Genomic DNA, 21,203 nt, shown 5'->3' with positions numbered 1-21,203 from the left:
AGCGCCACCTTTAAAATCTGTTCGAAGGGGAAAACCCCAAACCTCACGCCGTTCTAGCACAGAAAAATCCTAGGCAAAACGTCTTTACGTTACATTAGGAAGGGATTTATTCGGCCGCAATCGGGATATCGGTGGCGTGCAGGCCAGCGCCGGGCAAACGCGCAGAGACGCGGGCGTCGCATTTCACCCATTCCCAAGCATTGGCGTCTGCAAAAATTGCTCTGAGGAGTTTGTTGGTGAGGGCATGCCCCGCGCGAATCCCTGTGTAGCGCCCCAAAATGGGTCCGCCAGCGAGGGCAAGATCGCCTAACGCGTCGAGCATTTTGTGGCGCACAGCCTCGTCGCGGTGACGTAGGCCACCAGGCGTCAAGACGTCATCACCATCAATCACAACGGCATTCTTCACAGAACCGCCCAAAGCAAGCCCTGCGGCACGCATCGCATCGACATCAGATTGTCGACAAAAAGTCCGGCTATCGCAAAGTTCGCGCACAAAAGCGCCATTTGCCATGCTAAGTTTCTTATCTTGTTTGCCAATGGCAGCGTCATTGAAACGAATGTGGAAATCGATATGCAAAGTTTCTGCGGGCTCGATACGGGCGATTGCGTCGCCGTCACGTACTTCCACAGTTTTCAAAATCTTCAACGCTCGGATTGGTGCTTTAAGATCCTTGCGCCCGACCATTAAAATAGCGGTCACAAATTCGGCGGAACTTCCGTCGAGAACGGGGATTTCTGGGCCGTCTACGTCGATCACAGCGTTTTGTACGCCACACCCTGCGAGCGCGGCCATGATATGTTCGATCGTTGAAACGGAAGCGCCAGAGGCATTTGCGACACGGGTGCAAAGCTGCGCAGGCGTCGTCGCATCATATAACGCGGGGATACGGTTATCCCCTTCAAGGTCGCTCCTGACAAACCAAATTCCGCTATCCACTGCCGCCGGTTTTACAACCATGCGAACAGGGGCCCCAGAGTGGAGACCTATTCCGCGAAATGTAATTGGCTTGTTCAAAGTAGTTTGCAATGGATGCTCCATAACGGCCTCGGAACGTTCTTTGCTCCGACACAGGAGAGATAAGCTCCCACTGTGTTATGTACAATTCAATCTTTGTAACTGAATGAAACATGCGCTTTTCACCTAGGCGGTTGTTTGCGCAAAAATACGCAACACATTGTAATTAAACAAAAAAGGGCCACCCCGAGGGGCAGCCCAATTGTTACAACTGTTGAAATATTTAGTTAGCTTGGCGGCGCAAAAACGCTGGAATGTCGATACGCTCTTGCTCAGGATCCGGCTCATGTTCGGTTTCAGCAACGGGGGCCTGCACCTGTGGTTGCTGGCGTGCAGTGGCTGTACGCGCGCCCTCCTCGGCTGCGTGGCCTGTCATTCGGTTGATCAAAGAGTTGATCCCAAAGCGTGGTTTTTCAGGTTCAGCTTGTGGCTGAGGAGCAGGTTTTGCTGCAGTTTGACCATAGCCAGCCGGAGCATGCGGAACCTTCGAAGCCGCGGCGCGAAGACGATCCAACGCTTCAGGAGAAGGCGTTCCCGGTGTCCTGGGTTTAGGAGCGACAAAACCTTCGGCTTCGTTCTCAAACCGTACTGGCTCTTCAGCAAACTGAGGCGAAGGAGCCGCTTGTTGTTGCGGTTGGTATGCCGGAGCAGGAACTTCTTCCTTGGCCCGTGGAGTTGGCGCAAAGAAAGAAGGCGTTTCTTTTTTAGCTTCCGGCTCCGCAAACAAGGAAGGCTCTTTGCCTTGTGCTTCTGCGGCTTGGCTCAATTCTTGAGCAACTTCATCGGCAAGTGAGGAATGCTTCAACGGTTCTGCGAGGGAACGACGCGCTACGGGAACTTCTCCGGCGCCGACACGGGCGTCAATTCCAGTGGCCACTACGGAAACGCGCATGACGCCTTCCATTTCAGTGTCCAAAGTCGAGCCAACGATGATGTTCGCCTCTGGATCGACTTCCTCGCGAATGCGGTTGGCCGCTTCGTCGAGTTCGAACAATGTGAGGTCGTAGCCACCTGTAATATTGATAAGAACGCCGCGTGCGCCGCGCAGGCTAATTTCGTCAAGCAAGGGGTTCGCGATGGCTTTTTCGGCGGCTTGAACGGCGCGATCTTCGCCTGTGGCTTCGCCCGTTCCCATCATCGCTTTGCCCATTTCGTCCATCACGGAACGCACATCTGCAAAGTCGAGGTTGATGATGCCGGGGCGAACCATAAGGTCGGTTACACCTTTGACACCTTGATACAGAACGTCGTCCGCAAGACTAAAGGCTTCGGTAAATGTTGTTTTTTCATTCGCCAAACGGAATAGGTTTTGGTTCGGAATGATGATCAGGGTATCGACAACTTTTTGCAGCGCTTCAACGCCCTCTTCGGCTTGACGCATCCGTTTCGCGCCCTCGAATTGGAACGGTTTGGTCACAACGCCTACGGTCAAAACACCCAACTCGCGCGCGGCCTGCGCGATGATTGGCGCCGCGCCGGTTCCGGTACCGCCCCCCATACCTGCGGTAATGAAGCACATGTGCGCGCCCGCGAGGTGGTCAACGATCTGTTCGATGCTTTCTTCAGCAGCGGCGGAACCTACGGAAGGCCGTGCCCCCGCGCCCAGACCTTCAGTGACCTTGATGCCCATTTGAATGCGTGCTGTGGATTTGCTCTGCTGCAACGCTTGGGCGTCGGTATTCGCGACCACAAACTCAACACCATCGAGTTGTTTGTCGATCATGTTGTTTACGGCGTTACCGCCGGCTCCACCAACACCGAAAACGGTGATCCGTGGTTTGAGATCGTCTTGCTCGTGAATACTAAGATTTAAAGTCATCGACTGGTCCGCCTGTGATACAGTGCCACCCGTCCCGGGGCGACAAATTTGCCTGATTTGCACCGATTTTATCGAGAAATTTGTCAAACGTCACGAAAAAAACGCGTTAATGACACAAAATATAGTCCGTCAGGCCGAAAAGTTTGGCGATATCTTGCCGAAACTACCATATTTTGCGTTTACCAATTATCTTTGAACCATTTCACGGCGCGTTTTACCGACCGTGCTGGATACCGTTCTGTGGGAATATCGAAGTCCCACCACTCATCTTGCGGGTTTGCAGCAAACAAACACAGCCCAACCGAGGAGGCAAAAGCCGCCCCCGTAGCCGATTGAGGCAAGCCCTGAACCCGTAGCGGACGCCCCATCCGCACGCGCTGTCCTAGGATGCGCGTGGCCAAACCATCAAGGCCGGGAATTTGGCTTCCACCGCCGGTCAGAACAATTTGCTGGCTTGGCAGGTGATCAAATCCGGCGGCCTCAAGACGCGCCCGCGTCTCCTCAAGAATTTCCTCGACCCGTGGTCGCATAATCCCGATCAATTCAGCGCGACTAACGGTACGACGGTCTTTTTCCCAATCGCCGCAGTCCCCACCAACTTCAATTTTTTCGCGGTCGTCCATTCCCGTGGCGACAACGCCACCAAACAGGGTTTTGATCCGTTCCGCAGTTGCCATCGGCACTTGAAGGCCTTTGGAAATATCGTTGGTGATGTGATCGCCCCCCAGTCGAACCGAGTCAGAATAGATCATGTGTTTTTTCATGAAAATCGACAGCCCCGTAGAACCGCCACCCAAATCGATACAGGCCGCGCCAAGCTCTTGCTCGTCCTCAACCAAGGCCGAAATCGCCGAAGCATATGAACTCGAGGCCATACCCGCGAGTTCGAGATCGCACCGTTTGATACAATAAATCAGATTTTGAATGGCATTCGCGTCAACGGTCAAAACATGCATATCCGCTGCCAAACGATTGCCTATTTGCCCGCGTGGATCGCCAAGACCCGTGCGGTGGTCCAGCGCAAAATTCACCGGTTGGGCATGTAAAACTTCGCGCCCTGCCCCGAACTCCGGCACTTCACAGGCCGCCAAAACACGTGCGACATCCTGTTCGCTGACGGTCCGTTCCTGAACATCGATGCTACCCGCCAACCCATAGGACCGTGGCCGTGCGCCCGAAAAACACGCGATCACGTGATCGACCCGCAGATTGGCCATTTTTTGTGCGGCTTGAACAGCGGTGCGAATGGCACGCTCTGTTTCGGCCATTGCGTCAATTTCCCCGAAACTCACTCCACGCGACCGCGTGGTCGCCGCTCCAATAACCCGAAAACTGCTCTGCCCTGCCATCGAGCCAACACCATCAAAATCGTGGGGTTTTTCCGGTCCGTCAAAGCGCAATATCAAACAGGCGATTTTCGACGTTCCCACATCCAAAATTGCCACAACACCGCGCTGCATGGCGGCTTCTCTCATGTTGCGCATCGCTCGTTGGCTTTGGTAAAGATCGGTCATGGATACTGGGCTCCGCTATTAATAATGGGGGCATCTTCGGGCGAGACATCTGGAACAGGCTCTTTAAGGCGAAGGGTTGGGCGCTTTTCAAGCCGCATATCAATGACGGCCACGTTGCGCGCCAACAAATCCCTGACTGTATTCAGCGCAATCACGCGGTGCAGCGCTTGGCGGGGATTTGTTTCGGGCAAAAGAACCCGTTGGCCATTGTCCAATACAAGGTCCCACCGACGCTCGCCCACCCGCACAAGACCGCGCACGTGATCGTAAATCGGAGCCGCAGAGGCCAACAGTTCAATGGCTTCTGGAATGGCTTTATCGGCACCAAATCCCGTCACCAACGGCAAATCAGGGCGCGATGCCCGCGCGGGCACCTGTACAACCCGATGCCCTTCGGCATCTAACAATTCAACCGCGTCCGTGCCGCGCCAAACAATTACCGGCACGCGCTCATCGACGCTCACCTGCAATACGCCGCCAACGCGCACCTGCACATTCACCGAGGCCACCGCATCAAGTTCGGAAATAGCCGCGTGCATTTGCTGCAAATCCAGATCAAACGAACTCATCGGAAAATCCAGAGGGAAAACTTCGCGAATATCTTCGGCAAGCTCAATCGAAGCCCCGTCCACGGCCATCATATGCACCATAAATGCGGGGCGATGCTCAATATCCTCGCGCAATTGCAGCGACCAATCCACAATCGCCTGCCGACGATCGGCACTCGCCAATAGGCCCCCAGTAATCATACTGACAACCAAAACGGGCAAGCCAACACGCACAATTTTACGAAACGTCGGTGTGAGCCAAAGCCGCTGGGCGCGATAGGCGACACGGCTTGGGGCGGGGTCACGTTTAGGGGATTGGGTGCGACGCGAAGAGAGACCTGCGACCTGACGCGCGCCAGAATTAAAGCCTACCTCTGACATGATGCATCCTCCACCAGCCAACGACACAACCCGCCAAACCCGATGCCAAACACATCTGCCTGTTCAGGTGTCAGTGACGTTGGAGTCATTCCGGGCTGGGTATTGGTTTCCAACAGGATCAACCCGTCAAGGCCACGCACTTCATCCCAGCGGAAATCTGTACGCGTCACGCCGCGACATCCCAAGGCCACATGGGCCCGGCGGGCATAGTCCAGGCACGCTGCGGTGATCTCGGGCGGAAGATCGGCAGGCACCACATGACGAGAGCCGCCGGGCACATATTTCGCATCGTAATCGTACCAGCCATCGGTCAGGATATCCGTCACTCCAAGGGCACGGTCGCCAACGACCGTTGTGGTTAATTCACGGCCCGGCGCGAAGGCCTCGACCATGACGATTTCGGGCATATCATCAGAAAGGGTTGGCGGGGTATTCGCACCCTCGGCCACCAGATAAACGCCAACGGAGGAGCCTTCGTTATTTGGCTTCACCACGTAGGGAGGTGCCATCACGTGGCGCGCGGAAACTTCGGATTTTGCAAAAAGACCGCTCTCGCAAACGGGCAAACCCGCCGCGCGAAACATTTCCTTGGAGCGTTCCTTATCCATCGCGAGAGCCGAAGCCAAAACGCCGGAATGTGTATAGGGGATTTTGAGCCATTCGAGCAAACCTTGGACGCATCCATCCTCGCCCCAACGCCCATGCAACGCGTTGAAAACAACTTCTGGGGCGATCTCAAGAAGACGTGCAGCTAGGTCCGGACCCGCGTCCAGTTCAACTACCTCAAATCCTTCGTCCCTAAGTACAGCTGCGCAACCGCGCCCACTTGAGAGAGAAACTTCGCGTTCCGCAGAAGGTCCTCCCAGCAATACTGCCACTTTTTGGGATGCCCTGCTCGACATGCCCGCCTCTTATCATTTGCGACCCTTCTATGAGGATCTTGGTGCGCCCGATTTTGGGCATCTGATTCTACTCAAGATTTCAAACGCAGAACGCCCGAATCCAGATAGTTCGTTTTATGTTTTTGATGCGTAGCTTGGCTTTTCCTGTGCCAGAATCTACGCGGATCTGCCGCTAGTTCTTCATTTGCGCGTCTGTTTTAACCGGTTTGCCAGAAAATATTCGAAATTTACGGGGCCGTCGGTTCGCCGATGCGCTTAATTTCCCATACTAACTCTATTGAACTGTTTTTGAAAACCTTTTTTCGTACTTCTTCGCCCAATTCTTCCAAATCAGCAGCCGTCGCGCCCCCCGCATTGGTCAAGAAGTTGCTGTGCATCTCGTTCATAACCGCCCCGCCCCGTCGCGCACCGCGCATTCCGGCGTCATCAATAACCTTCCAAGCCTTCAAATCATGCACATCATCGGCCTGACCAGTGGAACTAAAACCAGCTGGATTTCGAAAGGTACTTCCAGCCGTGAGGTCTTTGGTGGGCTGGGTTTCGTCGCGTTTTTTGAGTTGCGCCGCCATTAAGGTCTCAAGCGTTGTCGAATCCCCTCGCTCGCCACACAAAATTGCATCAACCAAAACCGCGCCCTCCGGCAGAGCAGAATTGCGATAGGCAAACGTCAACTCCGCGTTTGAGAGCGTTTTGACTTCGCCCTCCCGCGTCACAATCCGTGCCGACTGAAATACATCCGCCATGTAGCGCCCATAGCATCCCGCGTTCATCGCAACAGCACCGCCAATTGCACCCGGGATAGTGCGCAAGAACGTGAGATCAACGCCCTCGGCCGCCGCTTTTCGCGCGACATGCGCATCCAACGCCGCCGCCCCCGCGGTCACATTTTGGCCGTCAATTTCAATCCCATTGAAGCCACGCCCAAGACGGATCACCACACCGCGAATACCCCCGTCGCGCACAATCAGATTGCTACCGACTCCCATCGGAAATACAGGGATATCGCGCGGCAATTCGCGCAGAAAATGTTGCAAATCTTCAATGTCCGCAGGCTGAAATAAAACATCCGCAGGCCCGCCTACACGCAACCACGTCAACCCCGAGAGGTCCTTGTCAAAAGTCAGAACACCGCGCACCTGCGGCAAGGAATTGGGATCAAGAGTCATGTTATGCGCCCGTTATAATTTCGGTGGTTATAGCGCGAAACAGAGGCGTTTCCAGCCCTAAGACGGGGCTTTCAGAAGACCAAGGCGACGGAGGAGAAAAATCAATGGCCATCTAAAAATCGAGCCCGCAGCAATTAGGAAAAGCACCCCTATCCAGAATCCGCTTTCATAAAACAGATAAATTGTTACAGGCAGACCGATGCTCATAAGGATATAAGCTGCGGGCCAATGTTTCTTTTTGCTCGGAAAAAAGCCAACGACGTTGGCAATCAGAAGCCATAGCAGCGCTAGAAATCCTGAGACCGGCATTCCTAAATCCATGTTCTTGCCCCTGTGTTACCTAGTCTTTCATGAGGTTTGGAAGATTATTTGCCCAAGCCGAAATCGTCCCCGCCCCCAAACACACCACCATATCGCCGGGTTTGGTTTGCTCACGCACAAGACGCACCAAATCCTCTTCGCTGGTGACGGCGCGCGCGTGGCGGTGGCCGTGACGAATAAGGCCCGCAATCAGATCATCACGGGTCGCGCCCTCAATCACGTCTTCACCCGCCGAGAAAACATCGGAAATGCCGACTACATCCGCGTCGTTGAAGCAGGTACAGAAATCCTCAAACAAAGTATGCAAGCGGCTGTAACGGTGCGGTTGATGCACCGCAATAACGCGCGCGCCTTCGGTATGGGATGTGGCCTGCCGCGCCGCTTTAAGCACCGCCGCAATCTCCACGGGGTGGTGCCCATAATCGTCGATGATTGTGACCCCATTCACTTCACCAACCTTGGTAAAACGACGGTTCACGCCGGCAAAGTTTTTCAAAGCCGTTTTGATGTCTGCGGGCGAAACACCCAAATGATGCGCGACCGCGACAGCCGAAAGCGCGTTGGACACATTGTGGTCCCCCGGCATTGGCAAGGAGCAATCCTCAATCACCAGATTTTCGGCCTTCAACGCGATGTCGAAATGCGCCACGCCCTCTTTATATTTCAGGTTGGTCGCCCGTACATCCGCTTGGGCGTTGAACCCAAATGTGATCACGCGGCGGTCGGTTATTTTGCCCACAAGGGACTGAACTTCCGGGTGATCCGTGCAACAAACCGCAACGCCGTAGAAGGGAATATTTGACACGAAATCAAGGAAACCTTGGCGCAGAGTATCGAAATCACCCCAATGCTCCATGTGCTCGGGATCGATATTTGTGACGATCGCAATGGTGGCCGGAAGACGGTTAAAAGTTCCGTCACTCTCGTCGGCCTCGACCACCATCCACTCGCCCGTACCCATGCGCGCGTTGGACCCGTAGGCGTGAATAATACCGCCATTGATCACCGTCGGGTCAAGGCCGCCCGCATCCAGCAACGTGGCCACCATAGTCGTCGTTGTTGTTTTGCCATGCGTTCCCGCAACGGCGATATTGGATTTCAGCCGCATCAATTCGGCCAACATTTCTGCACGGCGCACAACGGGAAGCCCCGTGGCGCGAGCGGCATCCAACTCCGGATTACCCGCCTTGATCGCGCTTGAAATAACCACCACTTCGGCGTTTTCGAGATTTTCGGCCTTTTGCCCAAAAAATACTGTCGCCCCAAGGCCGACCAAACGGTCAGTGATCTTGCTGGCTTTTAAGTCACTGCCCTGAACCTGATAACCTTGATCCAAAAGCATTTCTGCAATGCCCGACATCCCAATGCCACCAATCCCGACAAAATGAATGGCACCCATTTCGATGGGAAGTTTGGTCGCTTGACGGTTCATGTGTGAGCCTCGGTGCTTAGGGGATGTTCGCGGAGCGAGTCGACGAGCGCAACAAGGCGCTGAGTCGCGTCGGGCTTGCCACAGCCAAGGGCTGCGCGCGCCATTGAATTTGCTTTATCGGGATGAGTGATCACCCCTAAGATCAATGCGGTTAAATTCTCGACTGTGAAATCGGCTTCCTGCAAGAGTTTTGCAGCCTGCGCATCCACCAAACCTTGGGCATTCACCGTCTGGTGATCCCCCGTCGCGGCAGCATAAGGCACCAAAATGGAGGGGCGACCAATGATCGAAATATCAGCAACCGTACTGGCGCCCGAACGCGCAATGACTAATTGGCATTCCGACATTCTGCGCGGCACGTCTTTGAAAAACGGCTTTACGTCCGCCTTGATTTCGGCCTCACGATAAAACGCGGTGACCCGCTCTAAATCTTCTTCGCGCGCCTGTTGATCTACACGGATGTTGCGGCGCAAGCTATCTGGCAAGGCGGCAATGGCTGCGGGGACAATATCCGAAAGAATGCGCGCGCCTTGGCTTCCGCCCATCACAAGGATCGACATCGGATAATCACCCGGTTCTATGTACCCAGCCCCCGCGCGATCCAAAATCTCGCTGCGCACCGGATTGCCAACTTCGTGCCCCTCAACCCCCTCAGGAAGATCCGTCGGCCACGTACCACAGGCCACGGCATCCACGTGTTTGGCAAAAAGTTTATTCACACGTCCAAGGACGCCATTCTGTTCGTGCAACGCCCGAGGGCGACGCAAAATCCATGCTGCAGCAACAGCCGGAATCGACGGATATCCGCCAAAGCCCACGACAACAGCAGGCTTATCACGATACATCTTCCAAACCGCCGCGAGGACTCCGCCGAACACACGAAATGGCACAATCGCCTTTGCCAACAATCCGCCCCGCGCGAACGTCGCGCTCGAGAGCGTTTCGATCTCGACGTCTGGTGGAAATCCGCCCGCATATCGCGCGCCGCGCGCATCGGTCGAAAGTTTTACAGACCAACCTTTGGCCAACATCGCTTCGGCTAAAGCCTGTGCGGGGAACATGTGCCCGCCCGTTCCGCCCGCAGCGATGATTAAAAGTGGTCCTGACATTAACCTTGATCCGTCCCTAAAGTTCCGCGTCCACGCCCAACGAAATGGTCGCCAATAACGCCCTGTGGTCGACTGCGTGTTAGCGCAAGCAACATGCCAAGTGCAATCCCACCTGCGACCAAAGAACTGCCGCCATAACTCACAAACGGAAGCGTCATCCCCTTAGCGGGCAAAAGCCGCACCGCAACCCCCATATTCACAAAGGCTTGGATGCCAAACATACAGGCCAAACCTGTGCCAGCCAGTCGCGTAAACTGATCGCGTTCGCGCATTAACCGCAGGAGAGAGCGCACTGTAATTACAAGAAAAAGCATAATGATCGCCAGAACAAGCAACAGACCATACTCTTCCGCCGCAACGGCGATAATAAAATCGGTGTGCGCATCAGGCAGTGACCATTTCACTTGCCCCTCGCCAACACCAACTCCAAAGAATCCGCCCTCTTGAATGGCGTTGGTGGCGTAACCGATCTGTGTTGTCGGATCAATTTCTGGATTTAAAAATCCATCGATACGGCGGGCAAAGTGTTCGGAATTATTATAGGCAAACGAGCCGCCCAAAACCACCAAAGCCGCCATGCCGATAAGCAATAAAAACGGCGCGCCAGCCACAAAATACATCACACCCCAGCCAAACAAAACCAGCGCCGCTTGCCCAAAATCAGGCTGCAATGCAAGCAAACCAACGATAAAAACCAGAAAAGCGAACGAAAGGGTTTTACCAGGAGGGCCGTTAATTTCCTGACTTGCCGCCATCAACCACGCAGTCACAATCACAAAACCAGGTTTGAGAAACTCGCTCGGCTGAACCGAGGCAAAACCGAGGGAATACCAACGCACCGCCCCCTTGCCAAAATCCGTCCCCAAAAAGGGCAAAAACAACAGGGCAACAAAGGCACAAACGAAGCCCAAAACGCCAAGGCGGCGCACCATAACGGGCGACATCATCGAAATGAAAATCATCACCACAAGGGCGACCATCCCGAAAAACGCTTGGCGTTGAACATAGTGAAACGGGGCAAACCCGTTCTTTTCGGCCAAAGGCGGAGAAGCAGCCAACCCAAGAAGGATGCCAATTGCAAAGAGCAATAGAATAAAGACTGCTGTCCATTTATCAATTGTGCGCCACCAACGTGGGAGCACGGGTTCACCGCCCGAATGGGGGAGAGAACCATATACCATCTCGGTCATGGGGTACCGCCTTTACTGCCTCTGATCGCCCGTTTGCCGGGTCTGGGGAAAAGTCTACGCAAAAACCGCAGATTAATCCAGCAAAAAGACCCACCCAAAGGATGGATTTAGTGGGTCTTTTCTGTGTCGCGACAGTGCTTAAAGCGCCGCAACGCAATCGGCAAAATCATCGCCGCGTTTCTCAAAACTGTCGTATTGATCAAAACTTGCAGCGGCGGGTGCCAAAAGGACCGTATCCCCTTCTTGGGCTTCGGCGGTAGAACGCGCCACGGCGACGGCCATGGTTTCGCAAATTTCGACCTCAAGCCCTTCAAGCCCAAGCGCAAAATTGGCGGCGTCGCGTCCAATCACATAGGCCTTTTTCACGTTGGCAAAATGCGATGTCAGCGCGCCAAGGCCACCTTCCTTCTCGAGGCCGCCACAAATCCAGCGGATATTCTCAAACGCGTCCAGCGCACAGGCGGCACTGTCGACGTTGGTTGCTTTACTGTCATTCACAAAACGCACGCCGTTTTTGGTGGCAATCGTTTGGGAGCGATGCGGCAGACCTTCAAAGCTGTGGAACGCCGCCTCAATAACGCGGGGCGCCAGTCCGAGCGAGCGCGCGACGGCATAGGCGGCACAGGCGTTTTGATGATTATGAACGCCGGGAAGCCCCTGAATCGCCCGCAAATCAATGGAGCCCGTTTGACGCCCTTTGCGGTACTCCGAAAGGAACCCCTTGCGCACAAAAACATTCCAACCCGGCCCCGTTAATTTAGCTTTCGTCGACACACGGATCACGCGATCATCCGCCTTCCCCGTCGCCAGCTGATTGGCAAGATACCGCCCCTCGTCCTCATCTACACCGATCACTGCGCGATCAGGACCGCCTTCGGCAAAGAGCCGTCGTTTCGCGGCAAAGTATCCGCCAAGCCCGCCGTGGCGATCTAAGTGATCCGGTGAAAGATTGGTGAAGACGGCGATATCGGGCGTCAGGTTACGCGCAAGGTCGGTTTGATAGGAAGAAAGCTCCAATACCACGACCTCGCCATCAATGGCGGGATCGACATCCAAGGCACCGCGCCCGATATTCCCCGCAAGTTGGGTTGGGCGATTGACGTGTTGCAACACGTGATGAAGAAGCGCGCTGGTGGTGGATTTTCCGTTGCTGCCCGTCACGGTGACGACGCGCGGCATGGTCACGAATTCGTCCCATTCCGTCGTGGCAAACCCCGCGAAAAACAGCGAAATATCGTTATCGACAGGAATGCCCACGTCCCACGCCATGGACACATATTTGTTAGGCGTTGGGTAGAGATGCGGAATACCTGGCGAAAGGATCAACGCGGCCACGCCTTCCCAAGCGCTCGTTTTACCCAAATCAACGGGGTCAAAACCTTCGGCTTGCGCACGCTCCCGCGCTTCGGCGTTATCGTCCCAAACGACAGGGATTGCGCCGCCTTCGCGCAAGGCGCGCGCAGTTGCGATTCCTGAGCGCCCAAGCCCTAGAACGGCTACTTTTTGGTCGGTATATCCTTGGACTGGGATCATGGGAGGCTCCTTGCGCGACGTTGCTTTTCCCGTTCATGCCTTGTCAAAGCGACTTTAGCAATCCACCGGAAACAAAAATGGGCGCGCCCATGATTGGACACGCCCGCATTGAAATAGTCTTGCGAATTAACGCAGTTTAAGCGTCGCCAGTCCGATAAGCGCCAAAACAAGCGAAATAATCCAAAACCGGATCACGATTTGCGGCTCGGCCCAGCCCTTTTTCTCAAAGTGGTGGTGGATCGGCGCCATCAGGAAAACCCGCTTCCCTGTGCGCTTGAAATACAGAACTTGGATGATGACGGACAGCGCTTCGGCCACAAACAGACCGCCAACTATGGCCAAAACGATCTCGTGTTTAGTAGCCACGGCAATCGCGCCAAGAGCGCCGCCAAGCGCGAGCGACCCTGTGTCGCCCATAAACACCGCCGCTGGCGGAGCATTATACCAAAGAAAGCCCAGACCGCCGCCAATAAGTGCCGACGAAAAAATCAGTATCTCACCGGTTCCTGGCACGTAATGCACATCAAGGTAGTCGGTAAAATCAACCCGTCCGACGGTGTAGGCGATCACCCCAAGGGCTGCCGCTGCGATCATAACGGGCATAATTGCAAGCCCATCGAGACCATCCGTCAAATTGACCGCGTTGGCCGCCCCAACGATCACGATCATCGAGAACGGCACAAAGAAAATCCCCAGATTCAGGAGTGTATCTTTGAATACGGGAACCGCGAGTTGGTAGGCCAAACCGTCAGGATGATAGCAGGACGCCCAATAGGACGCGATCGCAGCGACCAATAATCCAAGCCCCATGCGGATCTTTCCAGACACGCCTTTGGTGTTATTCTTGCTCACTTTTGCGTAGTCATCCGCGAACCCAATGGCCCCAAAGCTAAGTGTCACGAACAAGATCATCAGCACATAGGGGTTATCAATGCGCGCCCAGAGGAGCGTTGAAAAGACCAAGGCAGAAAGGATCAAAAGCCCGCCCATTGTTGGCGTGCCTGCCTTTGCGAAATGCGATTCTGGTCCGTCATCGCGAATAGGTTGGCCGCGTCCTTGTTTGGCACGCAGCAGGTTAATCAGCGGCTGACCAAAGATAAAACCAAAGATGAGCGCCGTGAAGAATGCGCCGCCTGCGCGAAACGAAATATAGCGAAAGAGGTTAAAGAAATCCCCCCCGTCCGATAAATCAGTGAGCCAATACAGCAATAAACTGCCCCTTATTCAAGTGTTGGGGCTGGATGGCCCAGTTTTCGGATAGCGTCAACAACGAGTGCCGTTTTGCTTCCCTTTGAGCCTTTTACCAAGATCACATCGCCCGCGTCGATGAGATCTTTGGCTTTGGCCACGAGTTCCTGCGAAGTTGCGACCCATAGGCCGCGCTTTTGGTCTGGGATTTCGTCAAACAGCGCCCGCATCATCGGGCCAACACAGTGGATTTTATCGATCTGCGCGACACTTTCCAGCGTTGCAATTTTGCGGTGCTGCTCGATTGCGTCGTCCCCCAACTCCAACATATCGCCAAGGATCGCCATACGTCGCCCAATTCGGACGCGCCCGACATCATTGCGTGGCTTGGCCGCCGCGAGCACTTCAAGCGCGGCCGCAAGAGACGTGGGGTTGGCATTAAAGGCATCGTCAATCAGCTCCAGACTCACTTCAGCTGCATAGCGATCAAGGTAAATCGTCTCGCGGGTACCCCGCCCCAAAGGGGGGCGCCACTGTGCCAAATCACAAGCCGCAAGGCCAATATCCGCGCCGACTGCCTGCACACAGGCCAAAACGCCAACCGCATTCATCGCAAAATGCCGCCCTGCAGAGGACAGTTTAAATAGGGCGGGTTCGCCGTTCAACGTCGCGGAAATCACCGTAACATTATCGGAAAGCTTGACCTCCTCAAGAAAGAAGTCAGCGCTGGTGTCTGTTCCGAAACCTACCTTCTTTTCTGGCGTCGCGTCCCACAAGATTTTAGAGGTCTCAAGGTCAACATTGATGATCGCCGTCCCGCCGTGAACCAACCCCGAAAAGATCGCCGCTTTTTCATGCGCGATTCCGGATATATCATCGAAGGCCTCCAAATGCGCAGCGGCGACATTGGTAATCATCGCCACATTAGGCGCCGCGATTTTAGCAAGCGGCGCGATTTCACCTGGATGGCTCATCCCGATCTCGATGATCGCAAAATCCGTATCAACCGGCATCCGCGCCAGTGTCAGCGGCACGCCCCAATGATTATTGTAACTCGCTTCGGCCGCATGAACGCGCCCCTGATGTGCCAAAACAACGCGCAACATTTCTTTGGTTGAGGTCTTGCCAACCGATCCGGTAACGGCGATCACTTTCCCCTCGGTCCGTGCCCGTGCGGCACGCGCCAAATCCTCAAGCGCGCCTAAAACGTCTGGCACTATTAACAGGGGCGCATCCGGTGAAACGCCCTCCGGTAAATGCGTGACCAATGCGGCAGCAGCCCCCTTTTCAAGGGCTTGTGCGACGAAATCATGGCCGTCGCGCACGTCTTTAAGGGCAACAAAAAGATCGCCTTTTTGCAAGGTCCGCGTGTCGATGGATAGCCCCGAGGCCTGCCACTCCTGCGTGGATTCGCCTCCCGTTGCAGCTTGCGCATCCTGTGAAGTCCAAAGCGCGGTCATGCCAAACGCCCCTCAAGGGCGGCCACGACAACGCTGGCTTGTTCGGCGTCATTAAACGGCAATGTCACATCCCCAATCGTTTGGCCCGTTTCATGCCCTTTTCCAGCAATCAACAGCGCATCCCCCGCCCCCAATGCATCCACCGCGCGTAAAATCGCTTCGGCCCGATCGCCAACATTATAGGCTTGCGGACACCCCTCCATCACCATGTCGCGGATCGCGGCGGGATCTTCGCTGCGTGGGTTGTCATCCGTCACGAAAACAACATCCGCGTGCTGTGATGCGGCCCGCCCCATCAGGGCGCGCTTGCTGGCATCGCGATCGCCGCCCGCGCCCAAAACCACAACAATTCGCCCCATCACGTGGGGTCGCAAAGCCGTAAGTGCGGTCGACAATGCGTCTGGAGTATGGGCGAAATCAACAAAAACCGTCGCGCCATTCTCGCGCGTCGCCGCGTGCTGCATGCGCCCGGGAACGGTGACCATTTCTGGCAAAACCTCAAACACGCGTTCGGGTTTCTCGCCGCAGGCAATCACAAGTCCAGCGGCAAGCAACACATTCTCGGCCTGAAATCCACCAATCAATGGAAGGCGCAGGCCATTTTGGCCCCCTTCGAATGTGAACAAAACCTCTTGACCTTGCGCATCAAAACGTTGCCCTACAAGACACATATCCGCGCCCGCAGTGCGCCCAACCGACAACACGCGCTGACCGCGACTGCGAGCTATCTCTGCCATCTGAAGGCCACGCGGGCTGTCGATATTGATAACAGCACGCCCTTCAGCTGAGAGCACCCGCTCAAAAAGACCCGCCTTCGCATTGAAATAATCGTCAAAATCCTTGTGATAATCCAAATGGTCCTGCGAGAAATTGGTAAAACCCGCAGCCATCAAACGGACCGCATCCAGTCGCCGCTGGGCCAGCCCGTGGCTCGAGGCCTCCATTGCGGCATGCGTTACACCAGCTTTGGCCATTTTAGCGAGTAATCGATGTAGGGTAATCGGCTCAGGCGTGGTGTGAGAAAGCGGAACTTGAAACGCCCCTTCTACTCCCGTCGTGCCGATATTCGCCGCAGGAAACCCCAAGGCAATCCATATTTGGCGGGTGAAGGTCGCAACCGACGTCTTTCCGTTTGTTCCTGTAATCGCAACCATATGGGCGGGCTGGCCTTTAAAAAACAACGCCGCGGCAAACGACAACGCCATGCGCGGATCTTCCGCCACAACAAGCGCCACTCCATATTTCTCTAGGACCGTGCGCGCGATCTGCGCCCCCACAGCATCCGTCAAAATCGAGGTGGCCCCCATGCGCAGAGCATATTCAATGAAGGTTGCACCGTGGATTTTCGCCCCCGGAAGGGCGGCAAAAAGATGGCCCTCCTCCACAGTTCGGCTATCCACACTTAATCCCGTAACCGGCACATTCGCGAGGCCGCGCGCGGTCAAACCAAGGTCGGCCAATCGTTTTTCTTTAACTTTTCGTGTCATGGCATTACCCCGTTATTCCAAATCATCGCATCCTTGCCCCTAAGGGTTTTAGTTGCTTGTCAGAGTAATCGCCACAGGTGTTTCGGTGTCAAGCTCTGGTCGCAGGCCCAACAAGGGCGCGATGCGCGTGATCAACTCTGCCGCCACAGGAACAGCAGTCCAACCCGCCGTGCGGCGATCCTCGCCCATTGTAAAAATGGAAGGTTCGTCCAGCGTCACGATCAACACATATTTTGGGTCATGCGCAGGGAAGACACTCGCAAAAGTCGCGATAACTTTGTCTTTATAATAGCCGCCACGTGGTTTTGGCTTGTCCGCCGAACCTGTTTTCCCGCCGACCGCATAGCCTTCAACTTCACCAAAACTCGCAGTTCCGCGCGACACAACTTGGCGCAACATACTGCGCGATTCCTTAGAGGTCGCCACTGAAACAACTCGGGGCCCCGTAACTGCAGCCGTTTTTTGCTTCAACAAAGTAGGCTTAACGCGCGTTCCCCCATTGAGGAGACTCGCATAGGCCGTCGCAAGGTGCAGCGGGCTGGCCGACAAACCATGCCCATAGGAAATGGTCATCGCCGACAATTCGCTCCAGTTGTGAGGCAACAATGGCTTTGCGCCAGCCGCTTCGGTCAATTCAACGGGGGTTGCATCAAAGAACCCAAGCGAGCGCAAAAACTCTTGTTGGCGCGCGGCCCCGATTTGCATTGCAATCCGAGCGGTCCCGATGTTTGAGCTTTCAACAATCACGTCCGTAACAGAAAGCGTCGGGCCATAATTGTGGAAATCCCGAATTGAGAATTTCCCCCATCTTAGGGGACCACTTGTGTTGATGGGGGTGCTGGGGTTCACCAGCTGCGTCTCGAGGGCTTGCGCCACAGTGAAAATCTTGAAGGTCGATCCCAATTCATAAACGCCCTGAACCGCACGGTTAAACAAGGGGCTATCGGAAGCGTCGCCCTCCGTGAGAACTTGTGGGCGTGTATTGGGGTCAAAATCTGGCAGGGAAACCATCGAAACGATGGCACCAGTCGAAGCCTCCATCAAGACCGCCGTCGCGCCTTTTGCATTCATCAAACGCATGCCGCCATAAAGGACTTCACGTGTGGCGGCCTGAACCGAAAGATCAATCGATAGCTCAAGTGGCGCGCCACGGTTGGCAGGATCGCGCAAATAATCGTCGAAGTATTTCTCGACACCGGCCGTTCCGATGACCTCCGCAGACCGCACCCCTTCGCGACCAAAACTGGCACCGCCAAGGATATGTGCTGCCAATTGACCGTTAGGATATAAGCGCATTTCGCGCGGACCAAACTCAAGGCCAGGGTCGCCAATTTCATGGACCGCTTGCATTTGCTCAGGTGATAACCGTTTGCGAATCCACAAAAACTTCCGCTTCCCTGTGAAATCTTTGATTAACCGCTCTTCTTTGAGTTCTGGAAAAATGCCGACCAATTCCTTGGCCACCCGTTCTTTGTCTACAATGATTTGCGGATTGGCATAGAGCGAATAGGTAGAGATATTTGTAGCAAGGATACGCCCTTCGCGATCCACGATATTCGCGCGTTGGGCAGTAATGCCAACGCCCGTAGTCGAACCGCGAGGCTCAACAGGATCTGTAGCACTTAAGTGCCCCATCCGCACGCCAACGGTCGCAAACGCGATGACAAAGAACGCGCCCAAAACAAGCAAGCGCCCCTCGGCACGGTTGCGCGCCTTGTCTCGCATATCTTCATGACGGCGGCGAATATTTTCACGCTCGATTTGGTCAGGATTTTCCCCTTTGGCACGCGCCTCCAAGATGCGAGCAAGGGGACGAAGTGGTGTGCGGATCATTGATCTTCCCCGTCGATTGGGGAGGAAACTTCGATGCCGCCCTCAAAAACAGGGAACCCTTTTACAAACATCTCGACGTCGTAATCAATTTGATCGACGTGGCCAAATTGCTCGGGGAGCAGCGGCAAAAGGCCAAGACTGTCGAAATTAATCTCGGCAAGTTGGCGCAAGCGCATCGGGCGGTTCTGATAGGCCCATTCGGCTTGCAAAATTGCCAGATGCTCGCGTTTTAACCCGATCTCAGTTTGAACGTTTGCCATTTCTTTGAGGGTCGTTTGAGTTTTATAATTTTCATTATATGCCCAAAACGCAAGTCCCAAAACAAATAAGGCTGTTATGGCAATAAACATAGAACGCATTAATTTCGCCCCTGTGTGACGAGTTTCGGCAAGCCCAATCCGGCGCGCCCTGCCCCTTCCGCGGGGGCATCTGTTCGTGTTGCAACGCGCAAAATCGCACTCCGTGACCGTGGATTTTCCAACAATTCTTCGGTGTCGGGCCCGATAGCTTTGCGGGGAGTCAATTTAAACGCTGGCTGCATCTCAACGTCGGCAGGTGCATAGCGATTGGCGTTCCCGCCGCCGCCTGAGCGTGCTTGCAAGAACTTCTTGGCGATACGATCTTCAAGCGAGTGAAACGTTACTACTGCAAGTTTCCCACCCGGTTTAAGCGCCCGTTCGGCAGCCTCAAGCCCTTCAATCAATTGCCCAAATTCGTCATTAACCGCGATGCGGATCGCTTGGAAACTGCGTGTCGCGGGATGGCTTTGCCCCGGTTTCCCGCGACCCAGTACCTTCTCAATCAAACTGGCCAACGCAAGTGTCGTGGTAAAAGGCTCAACCTCGCGCGCAGCAACGATTGCCTTCGCGATACGCCAGCTTGCCCGCTCTTCGCCGTATTGAAACAAAATATCCGCAAGCTCTGCTTCACTGCAGCCATTGACCAAATCGGCAGCAGAAACACCCGATTGACTCATGCGCATGTCAAGCGGCCCGTCGCGCATGAACGAAAATCCGCGCTCAGCCTGATCGAGTTGCATTGAGCTGACACCAAGATCCAAAACCACGCCATCGAGACCCGAGGCATAGTCATCCATTTGGCCAAATGTCCCTTCGACCAGCTTCAGCCGATCACCGTAGGGCTCAGCCCAATCCTTGGCCATTTCAAACACGGCCGGATCGCGATCTACGCCGTAAACAACATCCGCACCCGCCTCAAGCAATCCGCGCGTATAACCACCCGCGCCGAACGTTCCATCAAGCCAAGCACCAGAAACAGGCGCAACAGCCTTTAATAAGGGACGCAGCAAAACAGGAGTGTGAGGTTTTTTTTGGTCCGTGGCAGCGGTCATTGGTTAGCCCTCTCCCAGCGCGTCTAAATAGACGCTCGGATCAACATCCGGATCAAAATCATCATCTCCATCCAGCCCTTCGGACATGGAAGCGTCGTAGGCATCGGGCGTCCAAATTTCGAACGTATCGCCATTACCGATAAAGTAAGCCTCTCCGTCGAGGCCGATCTTGTTGCGCAATTTAGCGGGCAAAACGAGGCGCCCCGTTTCATCCACGGTTGTTGGATGCGCCTGCGCACTATAAAGACGCTGCAAGGCTTTGCGCTTACTGGAACCACGGGGGAGCTTTGCTATCAAAGCGTCGACCTCATCAATGGCTTCTTGGGGAAAACATTCGAGCTGCTTGCGTTTCTCATCACCGTAAACAATGACGACACGCGGCTGAAGACCTTCGCGCCACTCTGGATCAGCGCCCTCAAGAACACGGCGAAAAAGAGCGGGAATAGACACCCGACCCTTCGCATCAACCTTATGGTTGCTTTCGCCTCTAAATGTTCTCGCCACTGTCCCCGCGGCTCCTTGTGATCTTGGGGGGGTCATCGACCCCTTGAATGGAAAACGGCGGATTGAACGAGCTGCCACTGTTCAATCCGCCGTCCGTGTCCCGTTGCCGGGATGTCCAGCTGCGCGCGCCACCTGGGGGGATGTCTGCTCGCTCGCGCGCCGGATCTCAATTATGATGAATGGCGGGCGCCTGTATGAAACCTATTTGGTTCTTTTTGTTTGGGGTTCTTAATCTGCCCCTGATCCCGTCCTCATCTTGATACTAGGAATGACATGGGAAATCATGGGAATCAAGTGTTTTTTATGGCACTTCCGCAACACGCGCCTCCGAAGGAGAGAACAAAAAGTGTACAAATTAGACTGGGAGTTTCGATTCTTGGCACCCATGGTGCAATATGGGAGATAAAAACACCACATATAGTGCAAATAAGAAAAATGCAAAAAAGACCA

Annotated in this window: 18 protein-coding genes; all 18 read right to left on the bottom strand. The window is 54.8% G+C overall.

The window, feature by feature from the left end:
• Positions 1–106 precede the first annotated feature (106 nt).
• The 18 genes from lpxC to mraZ all read right to left on the bottom strand — a co-directional run bounded on the left by lpxC (position 107) and on the right by mraZ (position 20,753).
• Complete coding sequence (gene lpxC, locus AB9F27_RS10840; RefSeq protein WP_335585875.1) at positions 107–1,027, bottom strand: UDP-3-O-acyl-N-acetylglucosamine deacetylase; 921 nt, start codon at positions 1,025–1,027, stop codon at positions 107–109.
• 211 nt (positions 1,028–1,238) lie between these two features.
• Positions 1,239–2,834, bottom strand: a complete 1,596-nt coding sequence (gene ftsZ, locus AB9F27_RS10835; RefSeq protein ID WP_369757715.1) for a cell division protein FtsZ — start codon at positions 2,832–2,834, stop codon at positions 1,239–1,241.
• 179 nt (positions 2,835–3,013) lie between these two features.
• Positions 3,014–4,348 carry a cell division protein FtsA gene (gene ftsA / locus AB9F27_RS10830; protein ID WP_335585873.1) on the bottom strand — a complete coding sequence of 445 codons (1,335 nt, stop codon included), beginning with the start codon at positions 4,346–4,348 and terminating at the stop codon, positions 3,014–3,016.
• Positions 4,345–5,277, bottom strand: a complete 933-nt coding sequence (locus tag AB9F27_RS10825) for a cell division protein FtsQ/DivIB (protein ID WP_369757714.1) — start codon at positions 5,275–5,277, stop codon at positions 4,345–4,347. Before AB9F27_RS10825 ends, ftsA begins: the two co-directional genes overlap by 4 nt.
• Positions 5,265–6,179, bottom strand: a complete 915-nt coding sequence (locus tag AB9F27_RS10820) for a D-alanine--D-alanine ligase (RefSeq protein WP_335585871.1) — start codon at positions 6,177–6,179, stop codon at positions 5,265–5,267. The genes AB9F27_RS10825 and AB9F27_RS10820 overlap by 13 nt, the downstream gene beginning before the upstream one ends.
• Before the next feature lie 227 nt (positions 6,180–6,406).
• Positions 6,407–7,345 (bottom strand): UDP-N-acetylmuramate dehydrogenase, encoded by a 939-nt coding sequence (gene murB / locus AB9F27_RS10815; RefSeq protein WP_335585870.1) that lies wholly within the window; start codon positions 7,343–7,345, stop codon positions 6,407–6,409.
• A gap of 57 nt (positions 7,346–7,402) precedes the next feature.
• Positions 7,403–7,654 carry a DUF2484 family protein gene (locus AB9F27_RS10810; protein WP_335585890.1) on the bottom strand — a complete coding sequence of 84 codons (252 nt, stop codon included), beginning with the start codon at positions 7,652–7,654 and terminating at the stop codon, positions 7,403–7,405.
• A 31-nt stretch (positions 7,655–7,685) separates the two neighbouring features.
• Entirely contained in the window at positions 7,686–9,098 is a 1,413-nt protein-coding gene (gene murC / locus AB9F27_RS10805) for a UDP-N-acetylmuramate--L-alanine ligase (RefSeq protein WP_335585869.1), read from the bottom strand.
• The gene (locus AB9F27_RS10800; protein WP_335585868.1) at positions 9,095–10,207 is read right to left on the bottom strand and encodes a UDP-N-acetylglucosamine--N-acetylmuramyl-(pentapeptide) pyrophosphoryl-undecaprenol N-acetylglucosamine transferase; all 1,113 of its coding nucleotides are present in this window, start codon (positions 10,205–10,207) and stop codon (positions 9,095–9,097) included. The genes murC and AB9F27_RS10800 overlap by 4 nt, the downstream gene beginning before the upstream one ends.
• The gene (gene ftsW / locus AB9F27_RS10795) at positions 10,207–11,397 is read right to left on the bottom strand and encodes a putative lipid II flippase FtsW (protein ID WP_335585867.1); all 1,191 of its coding nucleotides are present in this window, start codon (positions 11,395–11,397) and stop codon (positions 10,207–10,209) included. The genes AB9F27_RS10800 and ftsW overlap by 1 nt, the downstream gene beginning before the upstream one ends.
• Positions 11,398–11,535: 138 nt before the next feature.
• On the bottom strand, positions 11,536–12,930 hold the full coding sequence (gene murD / locus AB9F27_RS10790; protein WP_335585866.1) for a UDP-N-acetylmuramoyl-L-alanine--D-glutamate ligase: 1,395 nt from the start codon (positions 12,928–12,930) through the stop codon (positions 11,536–11,538).
• 126 nt (positions 12,931–13,056) lie between these two features.
• Positions 13,057–14,139: a phospho-N-acetylmuramoyl-pentapeptide-transferase gene (mraY, locus tag AB9F27_RS10785; RefSeq protein WP_039001319.1), complete on the bottom strand. Its 1,083-nt coding sequence runs from the start codon at positions 14,137–14,139 to the stop codon at positions 13,057–13,059.
• Positions 14,140–14,150: 11 nt separating this feature from the next.
• On the bottom strand, positions 14,151–15,578 hold the full coding sequence (gene murF / locus AB9F27_RS10780) for a UDP-N-acetylmuramoyl-tripeptide--D-alanyl-D-alanine ligase (RefSeq protein ID WP_335585865.1): 1,428 nt from the start codon (positions 15,576–15,578) through the stop codon (positions 14,151–14,153).
• The gene (locus AB9F27_RS10775; RefSeq protein WP_335585864.1) at positions 15,575–17,065 is read right to left on the bottom strand and encodes a UDP-N-acetylmuramoyl-L-alanyl-D-glutamate--2,6-diaminopimelate ligase; all 1,491 of its coding nucleotides are present in this window, start codon (positions 17,063–17,065) and stop codon (positions 15,575–15,577) included. Before AB9F27_RS10775 ends, murF begins: the two co-directional genes overlap by 4 nt.
• Positions 17,066–17,113: 48 nt before the next feature.
• Complete coding sequence (locus tag AB9F27_RS10770; protein WP_335585863.1) at positions 17,114–18,898, bottom strand: penicillin-binding protein 2; 1,785 nt, start codon at positions 18,896–18,898, stop codon at positions 17,114–17,116.
• Positions 18,895–19,257, bottom strand: coding sequence for a cell division protein FtsL (locus AB9F27_RS10765; RefSeq protein WP_335585862.1), 363 nt, complete (start codon positions 19,255–19,257; stop codon positions 18,895–18,897). Before AB9F27_RS10765 ends, AB9F27_RS10770 begins: the two co-directional genes overlap by 4 nt.
• Positions 19,257–20,249: a 16S rRNA (cytosine(1402)-N(4))-methyltransferase RsmH gene (rsmH, locus tag AB9F27_RS10760; RefSeq protein WP_335585861.1), complete on the bottom strand. Its 993-nt coding sequence runs from the start codon at positions 20,247–20,249 to the stop codon at positions 19,257–19,259. Before rsmH ends, AB9F27_RS10765 begins: the two co-directional genes overlap by 1 nt.
• A gap of 3 nt (positions 20,250–20,252) precedes the next feature.
• Positions 20,253–20,753 (bottom strand): division/cell wall cluster transcriptional repressor MraZ, encoded by a 501-nt coding sequence (gene mraZ, locus AB9F27_RS10755; protein ID WP_062628378.1) that lies wholly within the window; start codon positions 20,751–20,753, stop codon positions 20,253–20,255.
• Positions 20,754–21,203 lie beyond the last annotated feature (450 nt).

Source organism: Falsihalocynthiibacter sp. CO-5D18, from assembly GCF_041205445.1.
Lineage (GTDB): Bacteria > Pseudomonadota > Alphaproteobacteria > Rhodobacterales > Rhodobacteraceae > Falsihalocynthiibacter > Falsihalocynthiibacter arcticus.
Note: the sequence above shows the minus strand (reverse complement) of the source record. Positions and strands in the feature narration are given on the sequence as shown.

Bases quoted from the DNA above. Each gene is read 5' to 3' on its own strand.
- ftsZ (WP_369757715.1), bottom strand. From the start codon at position 2,834: ATGACTTTAAATCTTAGTATTCACGAGCAAGACGATCTCAAACCACGG.
- ftsA (WP_335585873.1), bottom strand. From the start codon at position 4,348: ATGACCGATCTTTACCAAAGCCAACGAGCGATGCGCAACATGAGAGAA.
- AB9F27_RS10825 (WP_369757714.1), bottom strand. From the start codon at position 5,277: ATGTCAGAGGTAGGCTTTAATTCTGGCGCGCGTCAGGTCGCAGGTCTC.
- AB9F27_RS10820 (WP_335585871.1), bottom strand. From the start codon at position 6,179: ATGTCGAGCAGGGCATCCCAAAAAGTGGCAGTATTGCTGGGAGGACCT.
- murB (WP_335585870.1), bottom strand. From the start codon at position 7,345: ATGACTCTTGATCCCAATTCCTTGCCGCAGGTGCGCGGTGTTCTGACT.
- AB9F27_RS10810 (WP_335585890.1), bottom strand. From the start codon at position 7,654: ATGCCGGTCTCAGGATTTCTAGCGCTGCTATGGCTTCTGATTGCCAAC.
- murC (WP_335585869.1), bottom strand. From the start codon at position 9,098: ATGAACCGTCAAGCGACCAAACTTCCCATCGAAATGGGTGCCATTCAT.
- AB9F27_RS10800 (WP_335585868.1), bottom strand. From the start codon at position 10,207: ATGTCAGGACCACTTTTAATCATCGCTGCGGGCGGAACGGGCGGGCAC.
- ftsW (WP_335585867.1), bottom strand. From the start codon at position 11,397: ATGACCGAGATGGTATATGGTTCTCTCCCCCATTCGGGCGGTGAACCC.
- murD (WP_335585866.1), bottom strand. From the start codon at position 12,930: ATGATCCCAGTCCAAGGATATACCGACCAAAAAGTAGCCGTTCTAGGG.
- murF (WP_335585865.1), bottom strand. From the start codon at position 15,578: ATGACCGCGCTTTGGACTTCACAGGATGCGCAAGCTGCAACGGGAGGC.
- AB9F27_RS10775 (WP_335585864.1), bottom strand. From the start codon at position 17,065: ATGACACGAAAAGTTAAAGAAAAACGATTGGCCGACCTTGGTTTGACC.
- AB9F27_RS10770 (WP_335585863.1), bottom strand. From the start codon at position 18,898: ATGATCCGCACACCACTTCGTCCCCTTGCTCGCATCTTGGAGGCGCGT.
- AB9F27_RS10765 (WP_335585862.1), bottom strand. From the start codon at position 19,257: ATGCGTTCTATGTTTATTGCCATAACAGCCTTATTTGTTTTGGGACTT.
- rsmH (WP_335585861.1), bottom strand. From the start codon at position 20,249: ATGACCGCTGCCACGGACCAAAAAAAACCTCACACTCCTGTTTTGCTG.